Source organism: Nocardiopsis ansamitocini (assembly GCF_030268225.1).
GTDB classification, from domain to species: Bacteria; Actinomycetota; Actinomycetes; order Streptosporangiales; family Streptosporangiaceae; genus Nocardiopsis_D; species Nocardiopsis_D ansamitocini.
In genome coordinates this window covers 1,223,615-1,237,271 of sequence record NZ_BSQG01000001.1, presented here as the reverse complement: position 1 = coordinate 1,237,271, position 13,657 = coordinate 1,223,615, and the positions used below count along the sequence as shown (strand labels likewise).

The window sequence follows — 13,657 nt, the reverse complement described above, 5'->3', positions numbered from 1 at the left end:
GACGCCGTCGTGCCGCGAGAAAGGAAAAGCGCATGAGGAGCGGCCGGCATGGGGCGGCGCGTCCACCGATCGGGGTCTTGATCCATCGAGACCGTTTCGACTTCTCGCTCTACGCCCTGCAGGCGTTGATCGCGGTCGTCGTCATGACGCTGACCGGCCCCGCCAATCTGGCTTTCTGGCTTTCAACCCTGGTGATCATCGCCGGGATCGTGCTGTCGTTTCGTCGGATCGAGCGGCTGTCGCGTGAGGAGGTCGCCGGCGAGGAGCTCCTCTGAGGCGCTTTCGCGGGCAAGAAAAGGGCGAGACCGTGTCGGCCTCGCCCTTCGCGCCGTCTGCCCGTGTCAGGGCTTGGGGTGCCCGCGGTACTCCCCGCCCGTGTGCGACGCTGCCGTGCGCGTCTCCTGAGTACCGGCGCGCTGTTCGGGTGCGCCCATCGCGTCGGTGCGCCCCTGCTGGTAGCCACCTTCCTGGCGCATGCGGCCCGTTTCGCGCTCCGCTGCGTCGAGCCACCCGGACCAGCGCTGTTGCATCGGCCGGATCAGACCGCCGCCCACGCCCACGATCAGGATGCCGCCGACGGTTGCCAGCGCCGCGATCAGCACCGGCTGCGTGACGGTGGTGGCCACACCGATCTGGTTCAGCGCCGCGATCACACCCAGCGCCATGATGAAGACGCCGGCGATGTTGGCCAGCAGCCGGCCATAGCTCAGCCCGCTCAGCGCGCTGGAGACGATGTCGCGAACCGCGCGGGCGATCATTGCGGCCACCACGATGATCACCAGTGCGACCACCGCCTGCGGGATCCAGCTGACCACGCTGTTGAGCAGCTGGGTGATCGGGTTGGTCGGCCCGAACACGCTGAAGGCCAGCTGCAGAACGATCAACAGACCGATGTAGTAGATCACCCTGCCTGAGAGCTCGCTGGCACTGTAACGGCTGCGCTCCAGGTAGTGGCCCACGCCGCCGCGCTCCAAGGCGCGGTCGAGCCCGACCTTGTTCAGGCCTTTACCGACCAGTTTGCCGATGAGCTTGGCGATGAGCCAGCCGACCACCAGAATGACGACGAAGGCGGCGAGTCTGGGCAAGAATGACAGCCCCGTGCTCCATGCCTGGGTGAGTCCCTGCCCGAAATCGACAGCGGCGTATGGCGTGAACATGTCGTTCCTCCCCCGAGGAGGTCGAGCCGAGGAGGACCACGGCACGGCCCCCGCCTAGGCCGTGGTCCCTTTCGGCTCAACCGAAGATGAGTCGCTTATAACCCGCCGCTTACCCGTTAAGGGCTGGGCCGAATCATCGGAGAGTGACAAAATGCTACTTAAAGTAAAAACTGGGGCGCGCTGGACCAAAACGTTGCATATGAGGCATGTGGCCCGGGTTTGCCCCGTGGTTGAGCCAGGTAGCCAGCGGCCCCGACGTGCCCGAGACGCGGCCCGCGCGACAAGGACCGGTTAGTCGCGAGTCAGGTCCCAGCCGCTTATGCCCCGCCAGGCGAGTCGGGCGATGAGCTGCTCGGCGGCGTCCTTGGGGATGTTGCCGTAGCTGCTGAGCCAGTACCGTGCACTGGTCTCGGCCATGCCCACCAGTCCGATGCTCAGCAGATGCGCCTCCTCGTCGGAGATGCTCGTGTCCTGGCGGATCACACCGCCGATGACCTCTGCACACTGCAGCAAGGTCAGTTCCGTCTTCTCCCGGACGGCGGGGAGGTTGCGTAGGTCGGACTCGAACACCAGGCGAAACGCCTCGCCCTCACCGGCCACGAAGTCGAAGTAGGCCTGGAAACTCGCGGCGACGCGCTGGCGGTTGTCGTCGGTCGACTCCAGCGCCTCCCGCTGCTTCTCCACCAGAGCCTCTGAGTGCTGCTCCAGCAGAGCCAGGTACAGCTCCAGTTTTCCAGGAAAGTGCTGGTAGAGAACGGGCTTGGAGACGCCGGCCCGATCGGCGATCTCGTCCATCGCAGCGGCGTGGTAGCCCTGCGCCACGAAGACCTCCTGGGCCGCGGCAAGCAATTGTCGCCGACGTGCCAGCCGGGGGAGCCGGGTCCCTCGCGGGCGGGCGTCCGAAGAAGCGGTCACAGCCACACCCTCTCAAACTATGTGCGGCGCTGATGCGCCGCTTGGGCCAGTGCTCGGCGCGCCGACCCCGCAAACAGGGCCGCGCCCGACGCGTACCGCATTATCTTACTTGTCCGTAGGTTGGCCGGGCTCATCGCACGAAACACGCCGGCCGGCGGTCAGCGGTACTCGTCGTCGCCGTCCTCCACGACCCTGGCCTGCTCCGCCGCATCGGCCTCGGGCACCGCAGCGTCGGCATCGAGTGATTCGGGGGAAGGCCAGCCGTCGTCGTCACTGTCCCCTGCCGCTGCGAGCTGCTCTGCGGCATCGGCCTCCGGTGTCTCCAGGAGGGCGCCCTCGTCCGTGTCGGCCCCACTGTCCGGTCGGACCCGCGGACCGCCTGCCTCTTCTACCATTCCGTCCTCCTGTACGACCGATGTCCTACTCGTCGGCACCCCCGCAGGTGCTGCTTCCCTTTCCTCCCTGCCCACGAGGGTGCGGTAGGCAACACGCCACACCGCGGAAACCGGAAAACGCCCTTCGGTCGGTCCCGAGCCACGTCCCGGAGCGGGAATGCCAAACCCCACCCCGTAGGTTGGGATATTGAGAAAGCTCGCCCGCGTGCTCGATCCGGACCGACCGATCTGTCCGAACGGCCAGGCCGGGGCCACGCCGCGTTACCGATTGTTTGAGGAGCTGTTGTGTCGCTGCCGCCGCTGGTGGAACCAGCCGACGAGCTGACCGTTGACGAGGTCCGCCGGTACTCCCGCCACCTGATCATCCCCGACGTTGGCATGGACGGCCAGAAGCGTTTGAAGAACGCGAAGGTGCTGGTCGTCGGTGCCGGCGGCCTCGGCTCGCCTGCCCTGCTGTACCTCGCCGCAGCCGGTGTGGGAACCCTGGGCATCATCGACTTCGACGTCGTGGACGAGTCCAACCTGCAACGCCAGGTCATCCACGGTCAGAGCGATGTGGGGAAGCCCAAGGCGGAGTCGGCCCGCGAGAGCATCGAGGAGATCAACCCCTATGTCTCGGTGGTCCTGCACAAGGAGCGCCTGGAGTCCGACAACGCGCTGGAGATCTTCGCCGGTTACGACCTCATCCTCGACGGCACCGACAACTTCGCCACCCGTTACCTGGTGAACGACGCTGCCGTGCTGTTGAACAAGCCCTATGTCTGGGGCTCCATCTACCGGTTCGACGGTCAGGTCAGCGTTTTCTGGAACGAGCACGGCCCCAACTACCGTGACCTCTACCCCGAACCCCCGCCCCCCGGCATGGTTCCTTCCTGCGCCGAGGGCGGCGTACTCGGCGTGCTGTGCGCCGCGATCGGCTCCATCATGGTCAACGAGGCGATCAAGCTGATCACCGGTATCGGTGAGACCTTGGTCGGGCGCCTGATGATCTACGACGCCCTGGAGATGACCTGGAAGACGGTCAAGGTTCGCAAGGATCCCGAGGGCGAGCCGATCACCGAGCTCATCGACTACGAGACCTTCTGCGGCACCGTCTCCGAGGAGGCACAGGAAGCCGCTTCGGGTTCCACGATCACCGCGCGCGAGCTGAAGGCCAAGATCGACGCCGGGGACGACTTCTATCTCGTGGACGTACGCGAGAAGAACGAGTACGAGATCGTCAACATCCCCGGCGCGGTCCTCATCCCCAAGGGCGAGTTCCTCAGCGGTGAGGCGTTCGCCAAGCTGCCCCAGGACAAGCAGATCGTCCTGCACTGCAAGTCCGGAGCCCGGTCCGCGGAGGCACTCGCCGCGCTCAAGGGGGCGGGTTTCGCCGATGCCGTCCACGTCGGCGGCGGCGTGCTGGCCTGGGTCAGCAACGTGGATCCGAGCCTGCCGACCTACTAGGGGCCGTCGAATCTCGTTGCCGGGGCCGGAACGCGTACGCGTCCCGGCCCCGGCTCGTGCGCCGACACCCGGCGCAGCCGCCTTACGGTAGGGGAATGTCCCACCCCGATGCCCATCCCGGTGAATACGCCGAACGCGTACTCGATCTCGTCGAGCGCATCCCCACCGGTCGCGTCATGTCCTACGGCGACATCGCCGAGTACCTCGGGGAGGGAGGCCCCCGCCAGGTCGGCGCGGTCATGGCCGAGTGGGGCGGTGGTGTGCCCTGGTGGCGGGTGATTCGCGCTGACGGCTCACCGCCCCCGGGCCACGAGGTCCGCGCCCGCACCCATTACGCCGCGGAGGGGACTCCTCTGCGCCCCGGAGCCACCCGCGTCGATATGGCCCGGGCCCGGTGGTGCGCCCCGGACGAATGAGGCGGTGCCCACCGGTCGAAAACGTGGAACGCTCGACCGGCGGCACGGCGCGGGCCCGCGCAGGGCGACCCGATCGGCCTCGGCGGTGGTGCCGGCCCGTTGCGCGGGCGTCGGTGTCGTCGATGGTCACCGGTGTCTGGTGAACTAGGTGGGGTGAGTTCCTCCCCGTACCGTCTCGTGCGGCGCGCCCAGCGAATGGTGCCCCCTCCCGACCTGGACGACAACCAGCGCCGAGTCGTCGACCACTGGGGTGGGCCGTTGCTGGTCCTCGCCGGTCCGGGAACAGGCAAGACCACCACCATCGTCGAGGCGGTCGTCGATCGGATCGAGAACCGGGGGGTCGACCCCTCCCGCGTGCTGGTCCTGACCTTCAGTCGAAAAGCCGCCCAGGAACTACGGGAGCGCATCACCTCGCGGTTGCGCCGTACGACCAGGGAACCCCTGGCGCTGACGTTTCACAGTTACGCCTACGCGCTCATCCGCCGCGAGTTCCAGCGAGCCGGCGACCTGGAGCCGCGTCTGCTGTCCGGCCCCGAACAGCTGATGGAGGTCCGTGAACTCCTGGCAGGGGAGATCGGTGACGGCGCGGTCGGTTGGCCCGAGCGCCTCCGACCCGCGCTGGAGACCCGCGGGTTCGCCGAGGAATTGCGCGACCTCCTCATGCGCGCTCAGGAGCGTGGTCTGGACAGTCCCGACCTCAACGAACTGGGATCACGGCACGACCGCGACGACTGGACGGCCGCAGGGGGATTCCTCGACCGCTACATCGGCCGGTTCGACGTCGCGCCGGTCCCCACCTTCAACTACGCCGAATTGGTTCGGGTCGCCGCCAACCTGCTCACCGACCCGTTCGTCCAGGCACGCGAGCGTGCCGCACACGAGATCGTCTTCGTGGACGAGTACCAGGACACCGACCCCGCGCAGGAAAGACTGCTGCGTGCGCTTGCCGGCGACGGTCGGGACCTCGTCGCGGTGGGCGACCCCGACCAGTCCATCTACGGGTTCCGCGGCGCCGACGTGCGCGCGATCCTGGAGTTTCCCGACCGTTTTCGCGCTGTCACCGGTGGGGCCGCCCCGGTCGTCGCCCTCCAGGTCTGCCGTCGCAGCGGCCCGGTCCTGCTCGCGGCGTCACGGCACCTCGCCCAGCGCCTCCCCGTCGCTCCCAGCCCCGCCGGCGGGCCGGTCAACGCCCACCGCAGACTCAGTCCGCACCCCGACTCCGCGCAGGGCTCCATCCGCGTCCTGCTCGCAGAGAGCACCGCGCAGGAGGCCGCGGTCATCGCCGACACGTTGCGCCGCGCACATCTCATCGACGGTGTGCCCTGGTCGCGTATGGCGGTCCTGGTACGTTCGGCCACCCGGCAGGTCCCCGTGCTGCGTCGTGCCCTCATCAGCGCAGGCGTCCCGGTGGCAGTGGGCGGCGACGAGCTGCCGCTGGCCGCGGAGTCGTTGGTACGGCCGATGCTGTTGCTCATCCGCTGCGCGTTACGACCGAACAGCCTCGACGAGGCAACCGCCCACGAGCTGTTGACCAGTGCGTTCGGTGAGGCCGACAGCATTCGGCTGCGCCGGCTCGGCCGTGCGCTGCGCCAACTCGAACTGGACGCCGGTGGCAACCGCACATCGGCGGTCCTGCTTGCCGAGGCGCTCAAGGACCCGCGTGACCTCGCCACCGTCGACCCCGAAGTACGTGCTCCTGCCGAGCGCATCGCCGGACTGCTGGAGCTGGTCCGTGATTTCGCCGCCCGCGGCGCTTCTGCGGAGGAGGTCCTATGGGAGGTGTGGCGCCGGGCGGGCCTCACCGACCGGCTGCTCAGAGCCAGTCAGGCCGGCGGACGCAGGGGCGCCGTCGCCGACCGCGACCTCGACTCGGTGGTGGCGCTGTTCGAGAGTGCGGCCCGTTACTGTGACCGGTTGCCGCCGGGCGTGCCAGAAGGCTTTCTCGACGACCTGGAGGCGCAGGAGATCCCCGCCGACACCCTCGCCGAGCAGGCGCCGCACGGGGAGGCAGTGCGCATTCTCACGGCACACCGCTCCAAGGGGTTGGAATGGGATCTTGTCGTAGTCGCCGGAGCGCAGGAGGGCGACTGGCCCGACCTGCGGTTGCGCGGCTCACTACTCGGAGTGGAGCACCTCCTCGACACAGTTGCCGGATTCACCGAGACCTCCACCGCCGCTGTCGTCTCCAAGCTTTTGGACGAGGAACGGCGGCTGTTCTACGTCGCCGTCACCCGCGCCAGGCACACCCTTGTGGTGACGGCTGTCGGCGGCGACGACACCGAGGAACGCCCTTCCCGCTTCCTGGCCGAACTCGGTGCGGGCGAGCCGGAGCGGGTGGCCACCGGCCGCCGCTCCCTGTCGTTTCCCGCCCTGGTCGCCGACCTGCGCTCGGCCTTGGTGGACCCTCGAACCGATCCGCCGCTGCGTCGCGCGGCGGCAGCGCACTTGGCCCGTCTCGCAGAGGAAGGGATCCGTGGTGCCGACCCCTCGCAGTGGTACGGGATGACCGCGATCTCCGACGACGGCCCCCTGGTGGCCGACGACGAGCAGATCCGCGTCTCACCGTCACAGGTGGAGAAGTTCGGTGAGTGCGAGCTCCGCTGGCTGCTGGAGACCGCAGCAGGGGCGCAACGGCCGCAGGTGTCGTCCAACCTGGGCAGTATCGTGCACGCCATCGCAGTGCTGGTCGCCGAGGGCGCGGACCTGCCCGAAATCCAGCGCAGGATGGACGCGATCTGGTCGGAGCTGGACTTCGGTGGCCCTTGGTACGCGGACAAACAGCGCGAAAAGGCCGAGGCGATGATCGAAAGGTTCATCAGCTGGCAGGACGACAACGAGCGTCGCCTGGTCGTGACGGAGGAAGGGTTCAAGGTCGACATCGGCGGCGTCGAGATCGTCGGACGGATCGACCGCTTGGAGGCGGACGAGTCGGGACGCGGCGTGGTGATCGACGTCAAGACCGGCAAGGCCCCCGCGGACGGCGAGATCGCCCGCCATCCCCAGTTGGGCGTCTACCAGCTCGCGGTTCTCAAGGCCGCGTTCGACCACTACGGGTTGACCACTCCGGGAGGCGCCGCCCTGGTCCAGATCGGCGACCGGGCCAAGTACAAGGAGCAGGTACAGCCGGCCCTCACCGACGACCCCGACCCCGAGTGGTCCGAGCGCCTGGTCCGCAAGGTCGCCACCGGCATGGCCGGGGCGACCTTCGCGGCCTTCGTCGGTCCGAACTGCCGCCATTGCGCGGTCCGTTCCAGTTGTCCGGCCCAGAGCGACGGCGACCACGTCTGATCCGCGATCGACCACGCGGTGCCCGCGATGGGATAGAAAAGGTGTTCGACTCTTCGAGCCGTCACAGCACGACCGGCTTGCCCCGCCCCCGAGAAGACCAGGAGAGACGGCGCCGCAGCGCCCACGTGGCCATGACCCAGACCCCCATCCGCAGCGACTACGGTCCCGCCCAGCTGGCCAGGCTGCTCGGCCAGCCGGAACCGACCGTGGAGCAGTCCGCGGTCATCTCCGCGCCGCTGCTGCCGGGAGTCGTGGTCGCCGGAGCGGGCTCCGGCAAGAGCGAGACCATGGCCGGGCGGGTCGTGTGGCTGGTCGCCAACGGACACGTACGCCCCGAGAACGTCCTGGGACTCACCTTCACCCGCAAGGCTGCGGCCGAGCTCTCCGAGCGGGTCCGCAAGCGTCTGGACCAGCTGCGTGGGACGGGGGCGGTCTCCGAGGAGGTCCTCGACGGCGAGCCCGCGGTCTCCACCTACCACTCCTACGCGCAGCGCCTGGTGGGCGACCACGCGTTGCGCGAGGCCGTCGAACCCAGCACCCGGCTGATCTCCCAGGCGGTGGCCTGGCAGCTCGCCAACCGCGCCGTCACGGCCTACGGCGGGCCGATGGACGCCGTGAACTCGGCTCCCGCCACGGTCGTCAAGGACGTCCTGGCCCTGGCCGGAGAGCTCGCCGAACACCTGCGCACCCCCGGCGACGTCCGTGAGTTCGGGGACTGGCTGAGGGGGCGGGCCGAGCCGCTCAAGAAACTCACCGCGGCCACCAGGGACCTTCTCGCCACCCAGCGCCACCGCGAGCAACTGCTGCCGCTCCTGGAGGAGTTCGCCCGCCTCAAGAGCGGTCGGGAGGTCATGGACTTCGGCGATCAGGTCGCACTCGCAGCCCGGATCGCCCAGCGCCACCCGGAGGTGTCGCTGATCGAAAAGAGCCGCTACCACGTCGTACTGCTCGACGAGTACCAGGACACCAGCCACGCCCAGCTCGTCCTGCTGCAAGCGCTGTTCGGTGACGGCCACCCGGTCACAGCGGTTGGCGACCCCTGCCAGTCCATTTACGGCTGGCGCGGCGCCAGCGCCGGCAACCTCACCGCCTTTCCGACGCACTTCCCCCAACGCCCGGGACGAGCGGCCCCCGTACGACAGCTCGCCACCAGTTTTCGCAACGGCGAAAACGTCCTGGCCGTGGCCAAGCGTGTCGCCGAACCTCTGCGCGAAGAGGCCGAGTACGTCCCCGTGCTCTATCCCGGCCCGGCCCGCCGCGCCCGCGGCCAGGTCAGCTGTGCGCTGTTCGCCACCGAGACCCAGGAGGCCGAGTGGATCGCCGCCCAGATCGACCTGGCCATGGAGGAGTCCCGCGCCACCCTGAAGGCCCCCGATGGGATCTCATGGCCCGAACAGGAGGAACGCGGTCGGCTCGGTTACGGCGACGTCGCCGTCCTGTGCCGCAAACGCGCTCAGTTCTCCCTCCTCCGCAAAGCGCTGGAAGCCCGCGACATCCCCGTTGAGGTCGTGGGGCTCGGCGGACTCATCAGCGTTCCGGAGGTGCGCGACATCATCGCCACCCTGCGCGTCCTGCACGATCCCACCGCAGGAGACGAACTCGCCCGACTGCTCACCGGACCCCGTTGGTGCCTCGGCCCTCGCGACCTCGTCGCGCTGAACAAGCGTGCCGTGGAGCTGGCGGGCGAGGCCCGCCGCGACCTGCGCGGAGAGCGGGCCGTGGACCCAGGTATCGCAAGCGATCCATTGCGCCAGACCGTTTTGGACCTCACCGCCGAGACCGGCAGCCTCGTGGACGCGCTCGACGACCTCGGTCCCGAGGAACGCTACTCCGCGACCGGTCACGCCCGACTGAACGCACTGGCCGCCGAACTGCGCTCCCTGCGCGCCCAGGCCGCCCAGCCGCTGCCCGACCTCATCACCGATGTGGAACGGACCCTGGTCCTGGACATCGAGGTGGGCGCGCGTCCGGGACGCGACCAGGTGGCTGCCCGCGCCGACCTCGACGCCTTCATCGACACCGCTGCGCGTTTCGTCGGGACCAGTGACACACCGACACTGAGCGCGTTCCTGGCCTTCCTGCACTCCGCCGAGGACACCGAACGCGGTCTCGCCCCCGGGGAGAGAGTCGGATCCACCGACACCGTCAAGCTCATGACCGTGCACGCCGCAAAAGGACTCCAGTGGCCGATGGTCGTCGTTCCCGGCTTGAGCGCCGGAGTGTTCCCCACCAACCCGGGAACAGGGAAGAGCTGGACCGGGCGTGCCGCTGAGCTGCCGTTCCCGCTGCGCGGAGACCGCGCCGGACTCCCCGCCCTCACCGACGTCGCGGGCCCGGACCTCAAACGGTTCCAGGACGCGGAGAAGCGCCGCGACACCATGGAGGAGCGACGCCTCGCCTACGTCGCCGTGACACGGGCCTCCTTCGCCCTGGTGTGCACCGGTTACCACTGGGCGCTCGGATCCAGGAACCGGCGCGCACCATCGGTCTTCCTGGAAGAGATCCGTGAGGTCTGCGAGGCCGGACACGGTCGCGTCGTTCATTGGGAGCCCACGCCCGGTGACGACGAGGCCAACCCCCAACTGGCCGACCAGGAACCCGTCTCTTGGCCGCGCCGCCCCGAGGATTACCGCGACGCCCAAGCCGCCCAACACGAGCGGATGATGGCAGCGGCCGACCTGGTCGAGCGTGCCAAAGGCGAGTCCGGCCAGGACTACCTGGGGGTGCTGGACCGCGCGGCCATGAAGGATTCCTGGCGGCGCCGGCTGCACGGCTGGGAGCGCGACACCGAGCTGCTGTTGCGCCACCGCGACGCCGAGCAGCCCGGGGACGGGACGATCCCCGTGGAGCTGCCCGCCCACCTGACAGTGTCGTCCCTGGTCTCGCTGGCGCGCGATCCCGCGGGCCTGGCGCGTCAGATCCGTCGCCCGCTTCCGCGTCCCCCCGCGCCGCACACGCGTCGGGGTACCGCTTTCCACACCTGGATGGAGCGTCGCTTCGGTCAGCAGAGCGTCATCGACCCCGACGAGCTGCCGGGGGCCGCAGACGAGACGGCCGGGCGAGACGCCGGTCTCGACGAGCTCCAACGGCTCTTCGAGGCGAGCGAGTGGGGCGAGCGCACCCCGCTGGAGGTCGAGGTCCCTTTCGAGACCATCATCGGTGACCGGCTCATCCGCGGGCGGATGGACGCGGTCTTTCACGATGCCGAGAGCGGACGCTACGACGTCGTCGACTGGAAGACCGGCCATCCGCCCACCACCGCGCGCGAGCGCAGTGCCGTGGCCGTCCAGCTGGCCGCCTACCGGATCGCCTGGGCCCAACTCGTCGACACCGACCTCGACCAGGTCCGCGCCGCTTTCCATTACGTCCGCGCCGAGGAGACCGTCCGTCCGGCGGATCTGCTGGACGCCGACGGCCTGGCAGCGCTTATCGCCGGGGTCCCCGAGCGGGACTGATCCCACCACGGACGCTCCCTGGTGCCTGGTGCCTGGTGCCTGGTGCCTGGTGCCTGGTGCCCGGTGCCCGGTGCCCGGTGTACGCGAGCCGCCCGTAGGCTTTTACCCGACACCGCAGGTCAACAGCGAAGGGAACGGTCCACCACTGATGGACGCGCGCAGCTACATCGAGGACAATCGCGACGGGTTCATCGCCGCTTTGGGGGAGTGGCTGGCGATCCCCTCCGTCTCCGCGGACCCGGCCCACCACGGCGACGTTCGACGCTCGGCCGACTGGCTGGCCGACCATCTCCGCGCCACGGGCTTTCCGACGGTCGAGGTGTGGGAGACCGCCGGTATGCCCACCGTCTTCGCCGAGTGGCCTGCCGCAGACCCCACCGCGCCCACTGTCGTCGTCTACGGCCACCATGACGTGCAGCCGGTCGTTCCCGTGCAGGAATGGGACACCGATCCCTTCACCCCCACCGTGCGCGGTGACCAACTGCACGGCCGAGGCGCCTCGGACGACAAGGGCCAGGTGCTGTTCCACACCCTCGGACTGCGCGCCAACCTCGCGGTCTCCGGTGCCCAAGCGCCGCCTGTCACGATCAAGCTCCTGGTGGAAGGCGAAGAGGAGTCGGGGTCACCGCATTTCGCCGACCTCCTCATCCGCCACCGGGACCGATTGGCCTGCGACGTCGTGGTCATCTCCGACACGACGATGTGGGACTCCGACACGCCCTCGATGTGCGTCGGGATGCGCGGGCTCACCGACTGCCAGATCGACGTTTACGGACCGGAAAGCGATCTGCACAGCGGATCGTTCGGCGGTGCCGTGCCCAACCCCGCACGCGCGCTGGCCGAGTTGTTGGCCGGGCTGCACGACGAGCAGGGCCGGGTCGCCGTCCAGGGGTTCTACGACGAGGTCGTGGAGATCTCCGCAGCAGAACGGGGGTTGCTGGCCGAGCTGCCCTTCGACGAGGCCGCCTGGCTGAGGACGGCCAACAGCCCGGTCGCGGCCGGCGAGGCCGGCTACAGCACTCTCGAACGTGTCTGGGTACGCCCCACCGCCGAGGTCAACGGCATGTGGAGCGGACACACCGGTGCAGGCAGCAAGACGATCGTGCCGCGTTCGGCACACGCCAAGCTCAGTTTCCGGCTGGTTCCCGACCAGGATCCGCTGCGCATCCAGGAACGCGTTCGCGCCCATCTGCTCGCCGCGCTCCCGGAAGGACTGCGGGCCGAGATCGACTTCACCGGTCCCGGTGTGCGTCCTTGCGCCTCCGACCTGGAGTCGACAGCGGTGCAGGCGGCCCGCGAGGCCATGGCGAAGGCGTTCGGCACCCGGATCCGCTACACCCGTGAGGGCGGAAGCGGCCCCGAGGCCGATATCGCCGACATCCTGGACGCACCGCTCGTCTTCGTCGCCGTCGGACTCAACTCCGATCGCATCCACGCCCCGAACGAGAAGGTGGAGATCCCACTCCTGCTCAAGGGCGCCGAGAGCGTCGCCTACCTGTGGGACGCCTACGCCACCGCGCTGCGCGACTAGCGCGATCACCGTTTTCACCGGCACGCGCCGTCCGCCCCGTCCGTGGGCAGGGGCGCGCCGTCCGCACGATGAGGGGCCGAACATGACGAGTACATCACCGCTGGCGCCGGCTCTGTCCCGTGGAGTGCTGGACCTGATCGGGCATCGCCGCACGGACAGCGACTGGTTGGGACATGCGTGGGCCGACCCGCGTACCCGGGTCCTCGTATTGGAGGGCGGCGACGCCAAGGAGCACGGCTGGCCGGCCCTCATGGCCAAACAGTCCCAGGCACTGGTCACGACCGACGACGACCAGGTACGACTCGTACTGCGAAGTCCCGGGGACGCCCCCGACGGGGAGCGCTACCTCCTGGGACAGGACGCCGAGGACCGGGTGTACTTCGCCGTCCGCGCCGAGCCCGGTGCGCTGTCCGATGCCGAACCCGGCACCGAACTCAGCTCGCTGCGCACCATCGGAGCACTCCTGGACCCGCGCGACTCCGGGATGCTCACGCACGCCGTCGCCCTGGCCAACTGGCACGCCGCAAACGCCTTCTGCCCCCGCTGCGGGTCGACGACCCGGATCGGGGCGGGCGGGCACACCCGTATCTGCGAGACCGAGGGCACCGAGCAGTTTCCCCGGATGGATCCGGCGGTGATCATGCTGGTGCACCGGGTCGTCGACGGTGTCGAACAGTGCCTGCTCGCCCACAATCCGGTCTGGCCGGACCGGCGCTACTCGGTCCTGGCCGGGTTCGTGGAGCCGGGGGAATCCCTGGAACACGCCGTCGTGCGCGAGGTCGCCGAAGAGGTCGGGGTGGTCGTGGACGAGCCCGTCTACCTCGGTTCACAGCCCTGGCCGTTCCCGCGCAGCCTGATGTTCGGCTACTTCGCGCGCGCAACGGGGAGCACCCCGCGCACCGATCAGGACGAGATCGCCGACGTCCGCTGGTTCACCCGGGGCCAGCTGTTGGCCGCGGTGCAGAGCCAGGAAATCCTCCTGCCCAGCCAGGTCTCCATCGCGCGTCAACTCATCGAGTCCTGGTACGGCGGGACGCTCCCCGGTAGCTGGTGA

Annotated in this window: 10 protein-coding genes; 7 read left to right on the top strand and 3 right to left on the bottom strand. The window is 69.1% G+C overall.

Annotated features, from left to right (window positions below; translation table 11 throughout):
• Positions 1–32 precede the first annotated feature (32 nt).
• Entirely contained in the window at positions 33–275 is a 243-nt protein-coding gene (locus QSJ59_RS05555; protein WP_285757587.1) for a hypothetical protein, read from the top strand.
• A 66-nt stretch (positions 276–341) separates the two neighbouring features.
• On the opposite strand, the gene QSJ59_RS05550 is transcribed toward QSJ59_RS05555, so the two are convergent.
• From QSJ59_RS05550 to QSJ59_RS05540, 3 genes are all read right to left on the bottom strand, one after another.
• Complete coding sequence (locus tag QSJ59_RS05550; protein ID WP_285757586.1) at positions 342–1,157, bottom strand: mechanosensitive ion channel family protein; 816 nt, start codon at positions 1,155–1,157, stop codon at positions 342–344.
• A gap of 291 nt (positions 1,158–1,448) precedes the next feature.
• Entirely contained in the window at positions 1,449–2,072 is a 624-nt protein-coding gene (locus QSJ59_RS05545; RefSeq protein WP_285757585.1) for a TetR/AcrR family transcriptional regulator, read from the bottom strand.
• A 158-nt stretch (positions 2,073–2,230) separates the two neighbouring features.
• Positions 2,231–2,467, bottom strand: a complete 237-nt coding sequence (locus QSJ59_RS05540; protein WP_285757584.1) for an Rv3202a family protein — start codon at positions 2,465–2,467, stop codon at positions 2,231–2,233.
• A 285-nt stretch (positions 2,468–2,752) separates the two neighbouring features.
• Between QSJ59_RS05540 and moeZ the strand changes: the two genes are divergently transcribed.
• From moeZ to nudC, 6 genes are all read left to right on the top strand, one after another.
• On the top strand, positions 2,753–3,913 hold the full coding sequence (moeZ, locus tag QSJ59_RS05535; RefSeq protein ID WP_285757583.1) for an adenylyltransferase/sulfurtransferase MoeZ: 1,161 nt from the start codon (positions 2,753–2,755) through the stop codon (positions 3,911–3,913).
• A gap of 95 nt (positions 3,914–4,008) precedes the next feature.
• Positions 4,009–4,329, top strand: a complete 321-nt coding sequence (locus QSJ59_RS05530; RefSeq protein ID WP_285757582.1) for an MGMT family protein — start codon at positions 4,009–4,011, stop codon at positions 4,327–4,329.
• 153 nt (positions 4,330–4,482) lie between these two features.
• Complete coding sequence (locus QSJ59_RS05525; RefSeq protein ID WP_285757581.1) at positions 4,483–7,617, top strand: ATP-dependent helicase; 3,135 nt, start codon at positions 4,483–4,485, stop codon at positions 7,615–7,617.
• A 131-nt stretch (positions 7,618–7,748) separates the two neighbouring features.
• Positions 7,749–11,072, top strand: coding sequence for an ATP-dependent helicase (locus QSJ59_RS05520; protein ID WP_285757580.1), 3,324 nt, complete (start codon positions 7,749–7,751; stop codon positions 11,070–11,072).
• Positions 11,073–11,220: 148 nt separating this feature from the next.
• The gene (locus QSJ59_RS05515) at positions 11,221–12,603 is read left to right on the top strand and encodes a dipeptidase (protein WP_285757579.1); all 1,383 of its coding nucleotides are present in this window, start codon (positions 11,221–11,223) and stop codon (positions 12,601–12,603) included.
• Between the two features lie 82 nt (positions 12,604–12,685).
• Positions 12,686–13,657: an NAD(+) diphosphatase gene (gene nudC / locus QSJ59_RS05510; RefSeq protein ID WP_285757578.1), complete on the top strand. Its 972-nt coding sequence runs from the start codon at positions 12,686–12,688 to the stop codon at positions 13,655–13,657.